Source organism: Acinetobacter sp. 24-47-47 (genome assembly GCF_057737035.1).
Genome location: NZ_CM173216.1, coordinates 506,479 through 525,544 on the forward strand (window position 1 = coordinate 506,479; position 19,066 = coordinate 525,544).

Sequence of the window (19,066 nt, forward strand, 5' to 3'; positions counted from 1 at the left end):
TATGAAACCCGTTATTGCGCTCATTGGTCGTCCGAACGTCGGAAAATCAACGCTGTTTAACCAGATTACCAAAAGTCGTGACGCGCTTGTTGCAGACTTTGCCGGTCTTACTCGTGACCGTAAATATGGTGATGCAGTATACCAAAATAAATCATTTATCGTTGTAGATACTGGCGGTATCGGTGAAAACGAAGGTGGGATCGACTCTTACATGGCAGAGCAGTCTAAAACTGCGATTCATGAAGCAGATATGATTATCTTTGTTGTCGATGCGCGTGCAGGTCTTCTAGCATCTGATGAACAGATTGCGCGTGAGTTACGTACACTCGGTAAAAAAGTATTTTTAGTTGCCAACAAAGTTGATGGTGTTCATGCAGAGGCAGCATTGGTTGAGTTCTTTAAATTGGGTATGGGTGAACCGATGCAAGTGGCTGCAAGCCATGGGCGTGGTGTTCAACAAATGCTCGAAGAAGTACTTGAAGATGTACCAGAAGATGACCTAAGTGAACAGCGTGATGAAGATACTGGGCTCCGTCTAGCGATTATCGGTCGTCCGAACGTAGGTAAGTCAACATTAGTTAATCGCCTGTTAGGTGAAGAGCGTGTCGTTGCTTTTGACCAGCCTGGTACTACACGTGACTCAATTTACATCCCATTTGAGCGTGATGGTCGAAAATATACGCTCATTGACACTGCTGGTGTTCGTCGTAAAGGCAAAGTGGATGAAATGATTGAGAAATTCTCAATCGTAAAGACTTTACAAGCAATGAAAGATGCCAACGTTGTTGTTGTTGTTGTTGATGCGCGTGAAGGTATTGTTGAGCAAGACTTGCATTTGATTGGATATGCGATTGAAGCTGGTCGTGCGATGGTGATTGCGATCAATAAATGGGACAATATGTCAGAATATGATCGCAAACAATGTAAATTGGATGTTGAGCGTCGTTTTGACTTTATTCCATGGGCAAAAATCCATTTAATTTCTGCTTTGCATGGTACAGGTGTGGGGGAGCTTTATCCTTCAATCCACCGTGCATATGAATCTTCACGTTTGAAAGTATCTCCAGCGAAAATCACTGAGATCTTAAAAGATGCAACAGATGCGCATCATCCACCTAAAGTTCAAGGTCGTGCAATTAAAATGCGTTATGCGCATATTGGTGGTCAAAACCCACCTACGATTGTGATTCACGGTAATAAAGTTGATAAAACCCCAGCTGACTATCGTCGTTACTTAGAAAACGTGTTCCGTAAAGTGTATAAACTTGAAGGTACACCTGTAAAAATTGAATTCAAAACTTCAGAAAACCCATTTGAAGGTCGTAAATCTCAAATTGATGAACGTACTGCGGCACGAAAACGTCGTTATGTACAGAAGTTTAAGAAAGCCGAGAAGAAGTTCAAACGCGGTTAATCAATTGTAAATTCAGTTCAGAAAGCCCAAATGTGAAGTTTGGGCTTTTTTTATGATGCGAATAAATTAAGATAAATGGAATCATTGAGAACCCTATTATGACCCGTCATATTCAAATTGATATTTCAAAAATTTCTTCTTTTTTTCAAGTTTCTGAAAATCTCACACGCACAGAAGAAATCAGTCTTAGAAAAAACATGATTTACCAATATCGCAACAGCTTACTAGGAAGTAAATTAAACAGAACAATAAAAAATGAGGATATTGACCTAACAAAAGATGGAAAACCTTTTTTGAAGGAATTTTCAAACTTTGAGTTTAATCATAGTCATAGTCAACATTATTATGCTTTAGCTACCTCACATATCATCCGAGATTTGGGTGTGGATATTGAGGAGCTGAATCGATCAATTCGATTCGAAGCCTTAGCAAAACATGCATTTCATCCACAGGAATATGCGATATGGGCAGAATTGGATTTTGATTCTCGCTATTGGTTTAAAGTCTGGACCATTAAGGAAGCAGTTTTGAAGGCACATGGGATGGGAATACGCATGAGCTTAAATGAGTTGAATACCAATGCCCATATCACACATATGGGTGGGATTTGTGAGCATCCAGTCTTAGGGGTATTTGCGTATCAGAATTTTGAAATCATGAATTGTATGCTGACAGTCGCATGGCGAAGTGAATACTCTTGCCGTGGTTTTGCAATTCCTCAAATTCAAATCACTCAACATTAAAAAAGCCCATCATTTGATGGGCTTTTTTGTACTGAAGGTTTATTGAGGAATTTCTTCTTCCTCTTCGAATTCAGGTTTTACTTGAACAATAAAGTCTTGGCGGTTCAGACCACGCCACAATGCAAATGCAGTACCGATATAAATCGAAGAATATGTTCCGACAAAAACACCGACAAACATTGCAATCGAGAACCATTTCAAACCATCGCCGCCCATGATCATCATAGCAACGACCACAAGCAATAGCGTCATCGAAGTGTGGATGGTACGACGTAAGGTTTCAGTCAATGCAATATTGATGATCTCAAGAGGTTCTGCCCCACGAATTTTACGGAAGTTCTCACGAATACGATCCGAGACAACAATATTATCGTTTAATGAGAAACCAATAATCGCTAGAAGAGCAGCTAAAACGGTTAGGTCAAATGGCCACTGCATCAATGCAAAAATACCAAGAGTCACGATAATATCGTGAAATAGCGATAGAACTGCACCCATTGCCAACTTGAATTCGAAGCGAATCGTCACATAAATCAGCATGATAATCAGAGCCAAAGCCACAGCACCTGCTGATTTAATGTAAAGTTCGTTTCCGACTTGACCACCAACAACATCTACCTTAGGTACAGTCACGGTATTATTGTCTAATTGAACTGCGGTGGTAATTGCTTTGGTTAGATCTTCCGCTTCAATATCTTCTTGTACGGGCATACGAACCATTAAATCTCGTTCAGAACCTAAGGTTTGAACAACAGCATCATTAAAACCCGCATCACTTAATGCTTGCGTCACTTCAGAGGGTTTTACAGGATTGGCATAATTCAGTTCAGCTGCAACACCGCCAGTAAAGTCTAATCCTAAATTCAGACCTTTAGTCGCGATAAAGAAGATACTTGCAATAGTCAGGATGATTGAAAGCCAAGCTGCTGGCTTTGCAATCTTCATGAAAGGAATTACGCGTTCGTTGTCTGGACGGCCGTATTGTTTTGATTCGAGTTGAGTATTTTCAGTCATGATAGATCTCCTAAATGCTCAACTTTTTCAAGTTACGTTTTTTACCGTAAATGATCTGTACAATTGCACGGGTTACTGTAATCGCAGTAAACATCGAGCAAACAATACCAATCATGAGTGTCACGGCAAATCCTTTGATCGGGCCAGTACCAATGGCAAAGAGGATAAATGCAACAAGGAATGTGGTTAAGTTCGAGTCAAAGATGGTGTTATAAGCTCGATCATAACCTGCAACAATCGCCTGTTTAGGCGATGCTCCCCATTTGATTTCCTCGCGTATTCGCTCGCAAATTAGAACGTTTGCATCCACCGCCATACCGATGGTAATAACGATACCTGCAATACCTGGCAGCGTTAATGAAGCACCGATCCAAGACATAACCGTCAAGATCATTGCTAAGTTGAATACTAGAGCGAAGTTCGCAATGACACCGAATAAACGGAAGAATACCACCATCCAAATTGCGACCAAGATGAATCCAATTTGAGTGGATAGTACACCCTTATCGATGTTTTCTTGACCTAAGCTTGGACCGATAACACGCTCTTCAACAAAGTACATTGGCGCAGCGAGCGCACCTGCACGAAGCATTAAAGCTAGCTCAGCTGCTTCTTGAGGTGAATCTAAACCAGTAATACGGAACTGTGAACCCAGTACTGCTTGAATATTTGCTGCATTAATGACGACAGATTCAGTATATGGTGTGCGTACTTCAGTTTGTGCACCTGTTTCAGGATCTTCAACGTAACTGATATGTTGTTTATTCTCAATGAACAGTACCGCCATACGCTTACCAACAGCGCTACGAGTCGCATCTGACATTAACTTACCACCTGCATTATCAAGGGTAATGTTAACTTCTGCTGTACCACTATCTTGTCCAAAGCCTGAAGAAGCATTTTGTACACGCTCACCCGTCAGAATACGATTACGGTTAAGTAAAAGTTCACGACCACTGTCTAAAGACTCATAGGCGAATACTTCTGTCCCTGGAGGTAAGGGTTGACCATTATATTTCCCTGAATAAGGATCAACATATTGATCATTTAGATCAGACACCAAACGGAATTCTAAGTTTGCTGTACGACCTAAGATACGTTTTGCTTCAGCTGTGTCTTGGACACCTGGTAATTCAACCACAATACGGTTGCTACCTTGGGTTTGAACCAATGCTTCTGCAACACCAAGTTCATTAATACGATTACGAAGTGTTGTTAAGTTTTGATCTAACGCATACGACTGAATTTCTTGCTTTGTGGTATCTGTATAGGTTAAACGAAGACTGGCACCATTTTCAGTTGCAAGTGCTTGTTGAGTATATTTATTACCGTTACGACGAAGTTGATCCATCGCTGCTGCACGATCTTCATTGTTAGCAAATTGAACAGTGATCGCATTGTTATTTAATGAAAGACTATTGAATTTGATCTTGTTCTCACGGAATTCGCGTCGCAAATCAGCAGCCGATGTTTCCATGCGCTGCGCAATCGCTTTGTCCATATCCACCTCAAGGAGGAAGTGGACACCACCACGCAAATCAAGACCAAGTTTCATTGGTCGTGCACCGATTTTCTGTAACCATTCAGGTGTTGTTGGTGCGAGGTTTAATGCAACAACATAGTTTTCACCCAGACCTTCACGTAGGATATCTTTTGCTTTTAATTGGGCTTCAGAACTGTCTAAACGTAGAAGGGCAGCATTTTGAGTAAAGCTGTTATTGTGGGATTGGATATTGTTGCTTTTTAATAGTTGCTCTGCTTTTTGAATCACTGTGTCATCAATGACAGAACCAGCTTTTGCACCAGAAATTTGGACAGCTGGTTCATCAGGATACAAACTTGGCAGGGCATATAATGTACTCACGACTAGTACAACTAGAATGAGTAAATATTTCCATGCTGGGTAACGCATTCGCTTTCTTCTTAAAATGAAAAAAGTCGTGCAGCTGCACGACTATTTTATAATTAAAGGTTATTTAGAGTGCCTTCAGGTAATACTGAAATGACACTTGCACGCTGAATTTTAACTTCGTTGCCACGGTTTAATTCAACCACAGCGAAATCACCTTCGAGTTTAGTAATACGGCCCATTAAACCGCCTGCAAAAACGATTTCGCTGCCAACGCCTAAGCTCTCAACCAAAGTGCGATGTTCTTTCGCACGTTTTGCTTGAGGACGCCAAATTAAGAAGTAGAAAATTGCAATGAATACTGCAATCATCAATAAGTTAGCAACTAAGCTTGGTTGTTGTGCAGCTTCACCAGCTGCGTGTGCAGTCGAAATAAAAAGGCTCATTTCATTTTCCTAAACTAAAAATATCAAAAAAGATGATAAAAAATCGGCTTGTTCAGCAATTTACATTGTCTTTTTGCTCAGCGCAAATACTGATGTATTAATCTTGCGGACAAGGTGGTACTTCAAGCCCACGGCGTGCATAAAAATCGTGAACAAAATCATCAAATGTTCCGTTATCTAATGCATCACGCATCATTTCTGCTAAACGCAAGTAATAACGGAGGTTATGGATTGTGCCAAGCATTGATGCAAGCATCTCACCACATTTTTCTAAATGGTATAGATACGAACGGGTAAAGTTGGTACAAGTGTAACAATCACAATGCGGATCAAGTGGGCTTTGATCATGGCGGTATTTCGCATTTCGTATACGCACTAAACCGTCCGTAACAAAATAATGTCCATTACGTGCGTTACGAGTTGGCATTACACAGTCAAACATGTCTACACCACGACGAACAGCTTCAACGATGTCTTCTGGTTTGCCAACACCCATTAAATAACGTGGTTTATCCGCAGGCATTTGCTCTGGAAGATAATCAAGGACTTTGATCATCTCTTCTTTTGGCTCGCCTACAGAAAGACCGCCAATCGCATAACCATCAAAACCGATTTCTTTTAATCCATTTAGTGATTCTTGGCGGAGGTCTTCATACATGCCGCCTTGAATAATACCAAACAGAGCATTGCGGTTTTTTAACACATCATGATGTTGAGTCTTACAACGCTTTGCCCAACGCAATGAAAGTTGTAGAGATTTCTGAGCTTCTTCGTGAGTCGCTGGATAGGGTGTACATTCATCAAAAATCATCACGATATCTGAATTCAATGTATGTTGAATATCCATCGAAATTTCAGGAGAAAGAAAGACTTTAGAGCCATCAATTGGAGAGCGGAATGTTACGCCGTCTTCTTTGATACTACGCATTGCGCCTAAGCTAAATACTTGGAAGCCACCAGAGTCAGTCAAAATTGGTTTATTCCATTTCATAAAACCATGTAGACCACCGTGCTCACGAATGACATCTAGGCCGGGGCGTAGATATAAATGAAAGGTATTCCCTAAAATGACCTGTGATTTAATTTCTTCAATATCACGTGGGAGCATGCCTTTAACAGTGCCGTAAGTTCCGACAGGCATAAACATCGGTGTTTCAACGACACCATGTTCCAAGGTTAAGCGTCCGCGTCGAGCGCGACCAGACTGACCTAATTTTTCAAACTTCATAAATTGTCCAAATCGAGGCGAAAAAACAGTTCGCTGATTGATAGCGATAAAGCGCTCTATTTTCCTAGATTCGCGCAGTTTATGCTAGAAAAATTACATTATTCTTAACGACTTGGATTTTTGTATATGAAAAATTACAAGAGATTCATGATCTTGCTAAACAATGAAGAAACCTGCTTATTCTTTGCTCAGATGTACAGTTTTTAGCGTATCTTAATATGAATAAATCGTAATAGATAAACAATGTGATTCTCTAAGATATTGCCACTTTTTAAGGTGGAATCCTTATTTGAAATTAGGGCGATAATCAAAATTTTGTTGCGCTTTATGATCTGTAAATGGGCGAATAGGTTTCTTTGCGAGGCTGATACTGTTGATTAAGTTATTTGGAAAAACTTGAATCAAGTTATTAAACTCTTCGACATTTCGATTGAATATTGAAATTGCAGCGCTGACATTTTCATTTTGCTCTTGAATGTCATGCATCATTTGGTTGTAAAGCTGATCAGCTTTGAGATCTGGATAATTCTCAACAACCACATTTAAACTTTTCATTAACGACTGACTTAGCGCTTCAATATGCTGAAGCTGAGCTACATCAGTTGATTGTGTATTGAGATTTAGGATTTGTTGGCGTAAGGCTGTGATATTTTCTAGTGTTGATTTTTCAAACTCAGTGTATTGAGATAAATTTTGCTCAAGATGCTCTAATGTTTTAATTTTCTGACGTTCAAAATTTGCGACATCTGACCAAGCACGCTGAGAAGCATTCAAATATCGAACGATATTATTTCGAACCCATATTCCCCAGACAATAATCAAAACAAAGATGGAAAGAAAAATGAATAAGCCCACACGCATTACCTAATATGATCGTTATTATGCAACTAAGTTTAGCATGCTCTGTTTGAGTTGTTGATAATTTGGCATGGTTAATGTTCTTAAGTAACCGCGCAAAGCGGATATATTTTTAATGTCTTTGATTTCAAGCTTGTGCGTGACTTCAAATAAATCGCGCTCTCCCAAATAGCACATGATTTGGTCATGAGGGTGGAAAATTAAGTCGCCGTGGTGCAGTCGATAAAATTCAATCAGTTTGAGTGTGGTTGATGGCGTCATGATCTTTGCGAGTTGTAAACGATCTGTACCGTAAATCTGAACTTTTTTACGTAGCTCTAAATCACTGCTCTCCCAGCGCTCTGTATATGGTGTGGTGAACCCTTTCTTTCTACTGGTCGTCGCTAATCCTAGTGGTGATATATCAAATACAAATACGCCCCAACGATGACGTTCAATTTTTTTTAATTTTTGTGGTGTTTTGTTTTGCTCAGGCAGATTGACTTCATCAATAAATCGGTAATGAAAAAGCATAACAGGGAAATCTTGGTTTTGAGCGTTTTTCCACGTGGTAGAGGCAAATTTTAAAATGTCATTGGCATGGTTGCCTTGGTTAAACAAAGGAAATTTTTGCCTTAGCTGACTTATGATCAAGGTGTTATGTCTATTTGTTCCAAGGTGTGATGGCGTTGAATAAGCTTCTATACCGAATTTAAAACCAATCATTCGCTCTTCAAGAAATGAAATCACTTCATGAATAGGTTTATTCGGTTCATAAATTATATATGCAATCAGGATAAGTATCGCCGCTGAGCTATATGCCATCCATTTTAATGTGTCAAAAATAGGAAAGAGCGAAAAAACAATGAATATGATGGCAAGCGTAACTAAAAATTTAGGTATGCCATTGTGAAAAAAGAGTTGGGTATTCGAACCCCATGGATGTAATCCTTGTAGGATGTCATCAGAATGTTGAGCAGAACGTCCAAGAGCCCAAAGCCGATCAATACTGGCCATAATTTGCTTGTTCTTTCGGGTACGAAGGTGAAGCAGTTGCTGAACAGAATCAATCGGCATAGATCAGATCCTAATCTTTTGCTTGGTCAATCAACATTGCGTCACCATAACTAAAGAAACGATAGCGTTCTTTTACAGCATGTTGATACGCATTCAAAATATAATCACGATTGGACAGGGCTGAGACAAGCATTAATAATGTTGATTCTGGAAGGTGGAAGTTAGTAATTAAGCGATCTACTACTTTAAATTCATAACCAGGATAAATAAAAATCTGAGTATCACCAGTCCAGCCCTTCAGTTGGCCATCATTGGCTTGAGCCGCACTTTCAGTTGCCCGTGTTGCAGTCGTTCCGACGGCAATCACTTTATTGCCTCGATCTTTAGTCGCCTTAATCAACGCCATAGCTTCATCGCTGACTTGGCACCATTCACTGTGCATGATGTGATTTTCGATATCAGTGGTGCGTACTGGTAAGAAGGTACCTGCACCCACATGTAAGGTGACAAATGTCTTGTTTACACCTTTATCTTCAAGTTTTTTTAATAGTTGTTCATCAAAATGTAGAGACGCCGTTGGAGCAGCAACGCTAGCAATTTTTGTAGGATCATTAAATACGGTTTGATAACGAACAGTATCAATATCTTCTGCTTCTCGGTTGAAGTAAGGTGGAATAGGCAATGCACCATACTGATCCAATACATCTAAGATTGGTTTGGAAAATTCCACCACATAGAGATTTTCATGGCGCCCTTGAACCGTAACTTTAACCTCGTCTGATCCGACAAAAAGCTCAGCACCTGGTTTTGGTGAGTTACTTGCTTTGATATGGCAATGAGCAATAAATTGATCAAGCATTCTTTCAACCAGAACCTCAATCGCACCACCCGAAGCACGCTTACCTTTCAAGCGAGCTTTCATTACCTTAGTATCATTGAGAACTAATAAATCACCTTCATTAAACAGGTCTAAAATATCGGTAAATTGGTGATCGTCATATTGACCATCGGCTTTAAGATGAAGTAAGCGAGAAGCGCTTCGCTCTTCAAGAGGGTAACGGGCAATAAGTTCGTCAGGGAGTTCAAAGTTAAAATCAGAAAGTTGCATAAGAATATAAAAATGGAATCAGCAAAAATTTTGGCATTAGTATATGCTTTTTTTGCCCAGTTCGAGTTGAGTTTGGTGGTTAAAAAAGCATAATGCATGCTATTGATTTAAAAATAGGCGCTTGAGTCAGGTTTTGCATTGACAAAGAAAAGAAAAACGATATCATACCGAACACAACCTTTCCCGAGGTGGTGAAATTGGTAGACGCGGCGGACTCAAAATCCGCTGTCAGAGATGACGTGTCGGTTCGAGTCCGACCCTCGGGACCAAATACTTAAAGGCCTTCAAGCATATTCAGACTTGAGGGCCTTTTTATTTGTTTTAAATAAATTAAGGAATTTTAAAATTTCAAATGAAGATTTGATGAATAATATAAGATAAGGATTGAGTAAATTTTATTTTAATAATAAATAGTTATGGTTTATTCAATCGATCTTCACTAGACGCTTACGTTTTATAAAGTATGACTCATGCTTTAGCTAGATATTCAGTCCTCAAAAATGCACTTTCTTAATATTTGAGAATGTATTAGTCTTGATGAAATAAGGTTTCATTTCTTTACTGTGAAATGAAAAAATAAAATGTAATCGATCATTATTCCCCTTTACTCCATGGCAGGATGTAGACATGAAAATAGAATTTATAGATGTCGATCAAGCTGATCAGCTCAGTGCCTGCAAAATGTCTCTTTTACTCGGTGTATCAACGCCAAAAAATCAACTTGAGAGTTTTTTAAGATTTGCGCGTGGCATTTTAAATGCGGAGTCAGCAATCTTAGCTTTTCATGATGAACCATATGTGTGGCATTCTTCTCCAAATGGATTTAAAGCTTTTAATGCCAATAAAAAAGCAAAATTATTACCATATTTCGCGGGTCAAACTTCGATCAGTCGTGATCATCCTAATTATTCATCTTTTTCAGCACATATTCATCAACTCGGAGTTGATCACGAGCGAATTATAGCCATTGATTTAAAAGTGAATGATGATTTTTCAATTGGTCAAGTGATTTTATTTGATAATCAGCACCAACCTTTTGATGATCAAAATTTAGAACTGGTTTATGATTTTTCAATGAGCTTAATTCGTATATTAGAGCTTCATTCGGATTATGCGGAACTCAAAGAATTATATGAACAACAATCGGCGCTTAATTTCAGTAAAACAAAATTCTTTCAAATCATTGCACACGATTTACGCGCACCATTTCATGGCTTATTAGGTTTTTCTGATGTATTGGCCAATGAACGTGAAAGTTTGGATGAGGACAGTGTACAGAATATCGCTGAGTATCTACATGATACCGCTCAATCGACTTATAACTTATTGGAAAGCCTATTAAATTGGGCAATGGCTGAAGGCGGGAGATTTGTCTATCATCCTATTCAGTTTGAGCTTAAACAGGTGACAAAAATCGTTTTTGATGTTTTAAACACGTTGGCTGTGAAAAAAAATATTCAATTAATTGAAAGTGTGCCGCAAGAGTTAAAAGTCTTTGCCGACATTAATATGATCACATCAGTGATTCAAAACTTGGTATCCAATGCTTTGAAGTTTACTCATGTGGATGGAACTGGAAAAGTTTATATCGAAGCATCAAAATGCGATCAAGGTGTCGAAATTGCCATTCGAGATACAGGTTTAGGTATGACACCACAGCAAATTGAGAAGCTTTTTCAACCGGATTTGAAGGTATCTATTCGTGGTACATCTGGTGAAAAAGGTGCTGGTTTAGGTTTGGTGTTATGTAAAAGATTTGTTGATTTGAATCATGGTGAAATTGGTGTCAGTTCTCAACAAGGTCAAGGTACGACTTTTAAAGTCATATTACCTGAAGCAGACACTCATGCAGCGTTACCTGCCACCCCAAATACGAGTAATCAAACATCTTTGGAAAAAGTGAACTAAATAGTCCACAAATTGCGTAAGGACTGATATAAAAGAGTTTTAGATTTATTCAGGCTTTTTTTCAAATGAATGCTGATCAGTTGCAAAAAACTCTTAGAGCCAGTCAATACGCGGAACAAGTTTATAATTTACATCAAACATTATTAGAACAAGATTATTCATCTGATCAATTTAATAAATTTTTAAGTACTGAACAAATCTATCACATTGTACAAAAAGAACTTGCTGACATTCAGGATGAAAAAGAATGGATGCAAAAAATTCGAATTTTGCGAGCACGGTTAATGTTTCGGTGGATTTGGCAGGATGCGAACCGCCTCATTTCAGTTATTACATTGACTCGTGAGCTTTCAGACTTTGCCGATGCCAGTATTGATGCAGCCAAAAGCTTCGCTTATCGTCCATTGCAAGCCAAACATGGAGAGCCGATCGGCTATAACGGTAAGCTTCAAGACCTTATCGTGATTGCAATGGGTAAATTGGGGGCTCAGGAACTTAATTTATCCAGTGATATTGATCTTATATTTGCCTTCGATGAGCAAGGTGAAACCAATGGTCGTAAATGTATTGATGTTCAGCAATTTTGCATCCTTTGGGGGCAAAAAATTATTTATTTGTTGGAACATATCACCGCAGATGGATTTGTATTCCGAGTGGATATGCGATTGCGACCATGGGGTGATGGTTCAGCACTAGCAATCAGTCATGCGGCACTTGAAAAGTATCTCAGTCAACATGGGCGTGAGTGGGAGCGTTATGCATGGATAAAGGCGCGTATTGTTACAGGAGGAAAGGAAGGGGATGAGCTTCTGGAAATGACTCGACCTTTTGTATTCCGCCGTTATGTGGACTACACTGCTTTTGCAGCGATGCGTGAAATGAAAGCGATGATTGAGCGTGAAGTTCAACGTAGAAATATTGAAGATGATATTAAACTTGGTGCAGGTGGTATTCGTGAAGTCGAGTTTATCGTTCAAGTTTTCCAGTTGATTTATGGTGGTTCAAAACTTGAGCTACAAGACCGTCAATGTTTAGTGAGTCTACATCATTTGGGGGTTGTTGGATTACTTGAACCTGAAGTGGTGGATGAGCTTGAAAATGCTTATTTATTCTTGCGTCGTGTGGAACATGCCATTCAAGCCTTAAATGACCAACAAACACAATCACTGCCTACTGAGGTTGACCAAAGAAATCGCATCGTAGAAACACTTGGATTTGAAAGTTGGGATGCGTTCTTAGATGTTCTCAATGAGAAGCGCGCTATAGTAACTTATCAGTTTGAGCATTTAATTAAAGAAAAAGAAGTAGATCCATTGGTTGAAAGCTTTAGCCAAATAGAGCAGCAATTGAATGAAGTTTTAGATGAGTCTGCTAAAAATTTGGTTCGTGAATTTTGGTATGGACATGCCATCAAAAAATTACCCGCTAAAGCAGTTAATCGTTTAAAAGAGTTTTGGCCTCATCTGATTCAAGCTGTTCTTGAATCGGATAATCCACAAGTCGCTTTGGTAAGGCTGATGCCACTGGTTGAATCTGTGATGCGGCGAACAGTCTATCTAGTGATGTTGATTGAAAGCAAAGGAGCATTACAGCGACTCGTTAAAATGGCGACTGTAAGCCCATGGATTTGTGAAGAGCTAACCCATTATCCAGTTTTACTCGATGAGTTTTTATCAATGGATTTTGAGCTACCTAAACGCCAAGATTTGGAGGATTCACTCAGACAGCAGCTGCTGCGTATTGAAATTGATCAAGTGGAAGATCAAATGCGCGTATTGCGCTTATTCAAAAAATCGAATGTTTTGACTGTAGCAGCAAGTGATGTATTGGCTGAAAGTCCACTGATGCGTGTGTCTGATGCGCTCACCGATATTGCTGAGGTTTCAGTTCAAGCAACTTTGAATTTAGCATATCAAATTACAGCAAAAAAACATGGTTACCCAGTAGATGCAGATGGTCAACGTTGTTCAAAAAATCATATGGCATTCAGTGTCATTGGGTATGGGAAATTAGGCGGTATTGAACTTGGGTATGGTTCAGACCTTGATTTAGTCTTTATCCACTATATGGATGAGCAGGCAGATACAGATGGCTTGAAACCAATTAGTGGTTTTGAATTTGCGATGCGTGTTGGGCAAAAGCTCATGTCGCTGATGACAACCCAAACTTTAGATGGTCGTGTGTATGAGATTGATACACGATTGCGTCCTTCAGGAGAAGCTGGGCTTCTCGTCACAAGCCTTAAGGCTTTTGAGCAATACCAACTTAAAAATGCATGGCTTTGGGAGCATCAAGCGATTGTTCGTGCGCGTAGTATAGCGGGTGAGCAAAGCTTAAGAGAAAAGTTTGAGGAATTACGCTGTCGTATTTTAACTTTGCCTCGAAATGAAGAAACGGTGAGAGCAGAAGTGCTAAAAATGCGTCAAAAAATGAAAGACCATTTAGGCTCATCAAATGAGCAAAAAAAAGATGGAATTTTTCATTTAAAACAGGATGCAGGTGGTATCGTTGATATCGAATTTATGGCACAGTATGCAGTATTAGCATGGAGTGGGACGAATCCTGATCTCGCCCATTACTCCGACAATGTACGAATCCTTGAGGATGCCGCAAAAACTGGCTGCTTATCCAGCGCCGATGCGACAGCATTGATTCAAGCTTATCTCCGTGAACGTGCCGAGAGTCATCGTTTAGCCCTTGCAAATCAATCCATGCAAGTGAGTGCTGCGAATTGGCTCGATACCCGTAAGGTCGTTTGCAAGCTATGGCAAAGATTAATAGATCCAACTGCATCAGTAGTTGGATAGAAATGACTGTGTATAAAAATTTGGAGTTTAGGTCATGAATTTGGCTGATCGTGATGGTTTTATTTGGCAAGATGGACAATTAGTTGATTGGCGTGAAGCAAAAACTCACGTCTTAACACACACTTTACACTACAGTATGGGTGTATTTGAGGGTGTCCGTGCCTACGAAACTCCGAATGGAACGGCAATTTTCCGTTTAAAAGAACACACTAAACGTCTTTTAAACTCTGCCAAAATTTATCAAATGAAAGTTCCGTTTGATCAGGCGGCATTAGAACAAGCTCAAATTGATGTGGTGCGTGAAAATAAATTAGCTTCTTGCTATTTACGTCCAATTATCTTTATTGGTTCGGAAAAGCTAGGTATTGCAGCGACGGATAATACAATTCATGCAGTGGTTGCTGCGTGGAGCTGGGGCGCTTACCTTGGTGAAGAAGCAATGGCGAAGGGTATTCGTGTAAAAACTTCTTCTTTTACACACCATCACCCTAACGTGACGATGTGTAAGGCGAAAGCATCAGGAAACTATACGCTGTCTATTTTGGCACACCAAGAAGTTGCGCACTCAGGTTATGACGAAGCAATGTTACTTGATCCACAAGGTTATGTGTGTCAAGGTTCAGGTGAAAACGTATTCTTAGTGCGTGATGGCGTGATTCATACCCCTGATATCGCTGGTGGTGCTCTTGATGGTATTACTCGTCAAACCATTATTACGATTGCGAAAGACCTTGGATATGACGTTGTAGAGCGCCGTATCACACGTGATGAATTCTATATCGCTGATGAGGCATTTTTTACAGGTACAGCGGCAGAAGTAACGCCAATCCGTGAATATGATGATCGTCAAATCGGTGAAGGTGTTCGTGGTCCAATCACAACACAAATCCAAAAAGCATACTTCGATGCCGTACAAGGTAAAGACCCTAAATATGCTCACTGGTTAACATATGTGAAGTAATTAATGCTTTGAAAAAAGGACTCAATTGAGTCCTTTTTTAATCATCTTTACCAAAAATATCTCTGGTATACACTTTATCTGCAACATCATTTAGTTTATCGCAATGACGATTACTAATAATTAAATCTGCTCTTTTTTTAAATTCTTCCAGTGTTTTGATGATTTTTGAGTTTTGAAATTTTTTCTCTGAAAGTGTGGGTTCGTAAATAATGATCTTGATTCCTTGTGCTTTGAGACGACGCATAACACCTTGTATTGCTGACGATCGAAAATTGTCTGAACCACTTTTCATGACCAAACGATATATCCCAACAACGCTAGGGCATCTCTCCAAAATAGACTGTGCAATAAAATCTTTGCGAGTAATATTCGCGTCTACAATGGCTTGAATTAAATTGCTTGGAACTTGGTCGTAGTTGGCGAGTAATTGTTTAGTATCTTTAGGAAGACAATATCCGCCGTATCCGAATGATGGATTGTTATAAAATTTACCAATTCGAGGATCTAAACAAACACCCTCGATCATTTGGCGAGTGTCCAATCGGTATATTTGAGCGTAAGTATCTAGTTCATTGAAGAATGCAACGCGCATAGCTAAATAGGTGTTTGCAAAAAGTTTGATTGCTTCTGCCTCGGTGGAGTCAGTGAACAAGACTGGACAATCTTTTTTATAAGCACCCTCTATGAGCATGTTTGCAAATTGATGTGCTCGTTCAGAATTTTCACCCATTATAATTCTTGAAGGATATAAGTTATCCAGCAATGCTTTTCCTTCTCTGAGAAACTCAGGTGAAAATATAATATTCTGTGTTTCAAATTTACTTTTTAGTTGTTGGGTGTAACCTACAGGAACTGTCGATTTGATAATGATCGTCGCTAATGGATTGATACTTAAAATCTCAGTGATCACAGATTCAACACTTGAAGTGTCAAAATAATTGGTTGTAGGGTCATAATCAGTTGGTGTCGCAATAAGAATATAGTCTGCCTGAAAATATGCATCCACAGCATTAGTTGTTGCTTTAAAGTTTAATGGTTTATTACTTAGAAAATCAGAGATTTCTGTGTCTTGTATAGGTGAGATTTTCTTGTTCAATAAATTTACTTTATTTTGATCAATGTCTAAGGCGGTGACTTCATGATGTTGCGCTAAAATCATCGCATTTGAGAGACCGACGTACCCAGTGCCGACAATAGTAATTTTCATTATTTTAGTTCAAGCCAGATTAAATTTAATTTGACAAAATAGGGTTTCTAAGACGTGACAATTTAATGAAGATTTGATTTCAATTTTGACGAGTTTGAATTCTTATCGTTCAAGAATATTTTAACTCTGTGGTATGATGCAGCTATTGATTAGGTGGAATAAAACGGCATGTCAATACATGAAAACAATGTCTTATTAGAAGAAGAGATTGCACAAGAACAGAACATTGTTTTGTGTATGAAGTGGGGAACCAAATATGGTTCTGAGTATGTGAATCGTCTTTATAATATGGTGAAACGACACACGACTGTTGATTTCCAGATGGTTTGTCTCACTGACCGTACAGAAGGAATTGATCCAAATGTTAAATGCTTTCCTATTCCACCGTTAGCATTGCCTGAAGGCGCGCCTGAGCGTGGTTGGAACAAACTTTCAACTTTTGAGCCTGACTTATATGGCTTAAAGGGTAACGCGCTATTTTTAGATTTGGATGTTGTTATCGTTGATAACATGGATGATTTTTTCACTTATCCAGGTGATTTTTTAATTATTCACGACTGGAAACGACCATGGCGAATCACAGGTAATAGCTCAGTATATCGTTTTAAATTGGGCGCTTTCCCTGGATTATTACCATATTTTCGTGAGAACTTTGATGAGATCCGAAAAAAATTCCGTAATGAACAAGCCTATTTGTCATGGTATGTAGATAAACATGCGAAGCAAACCTATTGGCCAGATAGCTGGTGTAAAAGTTATAAATATCACTGTTTACAAAAAATCCCAATGGCGTTTTTTAAGCCACCAGTAAAACCTGAAGGTGCTAAAATTATTATTTTCCATGGTGAGATTAATCCACCTGATGCTGTGAATGGTGGCGGTGGTAAATGGTACCGCTATGTGTTGCCAAGTCAATGGATTAAGGATGCTTGGCAATAATAGTTGCCTTTTAATGGTGGTTTATAATGCCTGTTAGAAAAAAAAGTAAATTCGAACAATGGTTCTCCTTTAGTCGGCATCAACGTCGTTTTGGTGCAGATGAGGTCTATGCGCAATTTGAAGGTATAGATATTAATGCGTTGAAAGAAAACTTGATTGAAGGTGATGAAACACGCTATACCCATGGATCAGCGAAAGATTTGAAGCAGCATATAGAGCAGCTCAAAGATGAGTTCGTAGGTCAACCTGCGTTGAATCATTATCATGCTAGTCTAATTGTATTGATGCGCCGAGATGTTGATACGACAGATAACTATCTAAAATTTAAATCTTTATGGCTTAAAGAGCGAGATTTTTTACTGAAATCCTTAAATATACGATGGTTAATTTCAGCGTGTGATACTTTCATTGATCATGATGAAGATTCTCTTCTGAAAGCAATTTTGATGAATGCTGTGGTTCTTATTAATACTTTAAAGCTTCAGGAAACGGAACGCTATTTATGTGATCATCAGATGGAAGAAAATCTAGAGTGTCTAAATCATTTACAGTCACAACGTTATGCTCTATTTGATGGTACATCTGCTTTTGCAGTGGGTACTGATGATACATTGAGAAATATGCGTTGGCGTTTAGACCAGATATGTACTGATCATCCATTAGGTCAATTGGTTATTGAAATTTTTGAGCGGATTAATCAAGACGTTAATGATACTGTCTATGTGCGTTTTAAAAAAAGACATACGCGTGAAAAAACACGTTGGTGGTAATCCATGCAGATCTTGATTATAAATCTTGAGCGTTCAAAAGAGCGTTTGGCTTTTCAGACTCAACAGTTTGATGATTTGGGTTTATCTTTTCAGCGTTTAGCTGCTGTATCAGTTGATGATATCAATGATTCACAATATCAATTATTAGGGTTTGGTTGGCAAAGACCTTTGCGTAAGGTGGAGGTAGCATGTTTTTTGAGTCATCAGAAAGCTTGGGAAACTGTTATTAAAACTAATGAACCAGCATTGATATTAGAGGATGATGCAGTCTTATCATGTCATATTCCTCAGTTACTTGAAGAAATACAAAATTATAATTTTAAAGATATAGATTTAATTAATTTTGAAGTACGTAGTCGTAAAAAAATTATTTCTAAAAAACCAGAATATCAATTAGTCGCTGGACAAACTGCGCTATATACTCTATATCAAGACCGAACAGGTGCAGCAGGATATTTACTCTATCCATCGGGCGCAAAGAAGTTATTACAACGTTTAGCAGAAACCTCACCTGCAATTGCTGATGGTTTTATTTTTAGCCATTATGGATTGAAGAGTTTACAAGCTGAGCCTGCCGCAATTATTCAAGAAGATCAAATGGTAGCTTATGGTCTTGTACCTGCTGAGCAGTTTGAATCAGTGATCGGACGTTCAGAACATCACAAGCCAATTTATTCTTCTGCTATGGAAAAAAGAGTATTTAGAAAGAGACGGATCATCGGTCAGTTGGCTATGGGATGTCGCTATATGCAAGTCATATTTAAAGCGCAAAAGCGATTTATTCGTCTTGATAAGGCACATTTTTAACAATATTGAAT

At 38.9% G+C, this 19,066-nt stretch carries 16 protein-coding genes and 1 tRNA gene; 9 read left to right on the plus strand and 8 right to left on the minus strand.

Features of this window, described 5'->3' with window-relative positions:
• Window position 1: 1 nt before the first annotated feature.
• A complete protein-coding gene (gene der / locus AC1M9E_RS02375; RefSeq protein ID WP_035265604.1) occupies window positions 2–1,414 on the plus strand; it encodes a ribosome biogenesis GTPase Der in 1,413 nt (470 codons plus the stop codon).
• Between the two features lie 98 nt (window positions 1,415–1,512).
• A complete protein-coding gene (locus AC1M9E_RS02380) occupies window positions 1,513–2,157 on the plus strand; it encodes a 4'-phosphopantetheinyl transferase family protein (RefSeq protein ID WP_488213157.1) in 645 nt (214 codons plus the stop codon).
• 39 nt (window positions 2,158–2,196) lie between these two features.
• Here AC1M9E_RS02380 and secF read toward each other — a convergent pair whose 3' ends face one another.
• The 7 genes from secF to queA form a co-directional block, all read right to left on the minus strand.
• Window positions 2,197–3,174 (minus strand): protein translocase subunit SecF, encoded by a 978-nt coding sequence (gene secF, locus AC1M9E_RS02385; protein WP_179999020.1) that lies wholly within the window; start codon window positions 3,172–3,174, stop codon window positions 2,197–2,199.
• Between the two features lie 7 nt (window positions 3,175–3,181).
• Window positions 3,182–5,083 carry a protein translocase subunit SecD gene (secD, locus tag AC1M9E_RS02390; RefSeq protein ID WP_488224988.1) on the minus strand — a complete coding sequence of 634 codons (1,902 nt, stop codon included), beginning with the start codon at window positions 5,081–5,083 and terminating at the stop codon, window positions 3,182–3,184.
• Window positions 5,084–5,136: 53 nt separating this feature from the next.
• Entirely contained in the window at window positions 5,137–5,466 is a 330-nt protein-coding gene (gene yajC / locus AC1M9E_RS02395; protein ID WP_035265599.1) for a preprotein translocase subunit YajC, read from the minus strand.
• Between the two features lie 97 nt (window positions 5,467–5,563).
• A complete protein-coding gene (tgt, locus tag AC1M9E_RS02400) occupies window positions 5,564–6,694 on the minus strand; it encodes a tRNA guanosine(34) transglycosylase Tgt (protein WP_035265598.1) in 1,131 nt (376 codons plus the stop codon).
• A 285-nt stretch (window positions 6,695–6,979) separates the two neighbouring features.
• A complete protein-coding gene (locus AC1M9E_RS02405) occupies window positions 6,980–7,549 on the minus strand; it encodes a LemA family protein (RefSeq protein ID WP_481607939.1) in 570 nt (189 codons plus the stop codon).
• Window positions 7,550–7,573: 24 nt separating this feature from the next.
• Entirely contained in the window at window positions 7,574–8,608 is a 1,035-nt protein-coding gene (locus AC1M9E_RS02410) for a hypothetical protein (RefSeq protein ID WP_481607938.1), read from the minus strand.
• 10 nt (window positions 8,609–8,618) lie between these two features.
• Window positions 8,619–9,656 (minus strand): tRNA preQ1(34) S-adenosylmethionine ribosyltransferase-isomerase QueA, encoded by a 1,038-nt coding sequence (gene queA, locus AC1M9E_RS02415; protein WP_180028870.1) that lies wholly within the window; start codon window positions 9,654–9,656, stop codon window positions 8,619–8,621.
• Between the two features lie 182 nt (window positions 9,657–9,838).
• Here queA and AC1M9E_RS02420 point away from each other — a divergent pair.
• From AC1M9E_RS02420 to AC1M9E_RS02435, 4 genes are all read left to right on the plus strand, one after another.
• Window positions 9,839–9,925: transfer RNA gene (locus tag AC1M9E_RS02420), tRNA-Leu, on the plus strand.
• Window positions 9,926–10,283: 358 nt separating this feature from the next.
• Entirely contained in the window at window positions 10,284–11,564 is a 1,281-nt protein-coding gene (locus AC1M9E_RS02425) for a sensor histidine kinase (protein ID WP_488224989.1), read from the plus strand.
• A 65-nt stretch (window positions 11,565–11,629) separates the two neighbouring features.
• Window positions 11,630–14,371, plus strand: coding sequence for a bifunctional [glutamate--ammonia ligase]-adenylyl-L-tyrosine phosphorylase/[glutamate--ammonia-ligase] adenylyltransferase (gene glnE / locus AC1M9E_RS02430; protein ID WP_180028868.1), 2,742 nt, complete (start codon window positions 11,630–11,632; stop codon window positions 14,369–14,371).
• 34 nt (window positions 14,372–14,405) lie between these two features.
• Complete coding sequence (locus AC1M9E_RS02435) at window positions 14,406–15,332, plus strand: branched-chain amino acid transaminase (protein ID WP_035265589.1); 927 nt, start codon at window positions 14,406–14,408, stop codon at window positions 15,330–15,332.
• Window positions 15,333–15,369: 37 nt separating this feature from the next.
• Here the strand turns inward: AC1M9E_RS02435 and AC1M9E_RS02440 are convergent, their stop codons facing one another.
• The gene (locus AC1M9E_RS02440) at window positions 15,370–16,539 is read right to left on the minus strand and encodes a nucleotide sugar dehydrogenase (RefSeq protein WP_035265588.1); all 1,170 of its coding nucleotides are present in this window, start codon (window positions 16,537–16,539) and stop codon (window positions 15,370–15,372) included.
• Window positions 16,540–16,707: 168 nt separating this feature from the next.
• Between AC1M9E_RS02440 and AC1M9E_RS02445 the strand changes: the two genes are divergently transcribed.
• The 3 genes from AC1M9E_RS02445 to AC1M9E_RS02455 are packed head-to-tail and all read left to right on the plus strand — an operon-like array spanning window position 16,708 to window position 19,055.
• Window positions 16,708–17,478, plus strand: a complete 771-nt coding sequence (locus AC1M9E_RS02445; RefSeq protein WP_035265587.1) for a hypothetical protein — start codon at window positions 16,708–16,710, stop codon at window positions 17,476–17,478.
• Window positions 17,479–17,504: 26 nt separating this feature from the next.
• The gene (locus AC1M9E_RS02450; RefSeq protein ID WP_481597944.1) at window positions 17,505–18,248 is read left to right on the plus strand and encodes a hypothetical protein; all 744 of its coding nucleotides are present in this window, start codon (window positions 17,505–17,507) and stop codon (window positions 18,246–18,248) included.
• A gap of 3 nt (window positions 18,249–18,251) precedes the next feature.
• The gene (locus AC1M9E_RS02455) at window positions 18,252–19,055 is read left to right on the plus strand and encodes a glycosyltransferase family 25 protein (protein ID WP_488224990.1); all 804 of its coding nucleotides are present in this window, start codon (window positions 18,252–18,254) and stop codon (window positions 19,053–19,055) included.
• Window positions 19,056–19,066 lie beyond the last annotated feature (11 nt).

Coding starts and splice junctions, on each gene's coding strand:
- queA (WP_180028870.1), bottom strand. CDS start 9,656: ATGCAACTTTCTGATTTTAACTTTGAACTCCCTGACGAACTTATTGCC.
- AC1M9E_RS02435 (WP_035265589.1), top strand. CDS start 14,406: ATGAATTTGGCTGATCGTGATGGTTTTATTTGGCAAGATGGACAATTA.
- AC1M9E_RS02410 (WP_481607938.1), bottom strand. CDS start 8,608: ATGCCGATTGATTCTGTTCAGCAACTGCTTCACCTTCGTACCCGAAAG.
- AC1M9E_RS02455 (WP_488224990.1), top strand. CDS start 18,252: ATGCAGATCTTGATTATAAATCTTGAGCGTTCAAAAGAGCGTTTGGCT.
- AC1M9E_RS02445 (WP_035265587.1), top strand. CDS start 16,708: ATGTCAATACATGAAAACAATGTCTTATTAGAAGAAGAGATTGCACAA.
- AC1M9E_RS02380 (WP_488213157.1), top strand. CDS start 1,513: ATGACCCGTCATATTCAAATTGATATTTCAAAAATTTCTTCTTTTTTT.
- AC1M9E_RS02425 (WP_488224989.1), top strand. CDS start 10,284: ATGAAAATAGAATTTATAGATGTCGATCAAGCTGATCAGCTCAGTGCC.
- glnE (WP_180028868.1), top strand. CDS start 11,630: ATGAATGCTGATCAGTTGCAAAAAACTCTTAGAGCCAGTCAATACGCG.
- AC1M9E_RS02440 (WP_035265588.1), bottom strand. CDS start 16,539: ATGAAAATTACTATTGTCGGCACTGGGTACGTCGGTCTCTCAAATGCG.
- yajC (WP_035265599.1), bottom strand. CDS start 5,466: ATGAGCCTTTTTATTTCGACTGCACACGCAGCTGGTGAAGCTGCACAA.
- secD (WP_488224988.1), bottom strand. CDS start 5,083: ATGCGTTACCCAGCATGGAAATATTTACTCATTCTAGTTGTACTAGTC.
- tgt (WP_035265598.1), bottom strand. CDS start 6,694: ATGAAGTTTGAAAAATTAGGTCAGTCTGGTCGCGCTCGACGCGGACGC.
- AC1M9E_RS02450 (WP_481597944.1), top strand. CDS start 17,505: ATGCCTGTTAGAAAAAAAAGTAAATTCGAACAATGGTTCTCCTTTAGT.
- der (WP_035265604.1), top strand. CDS start 2: ATGAAACCCGTTATTGCGCTCATTGGTCGTCCGAACGTCGGAAAATCA.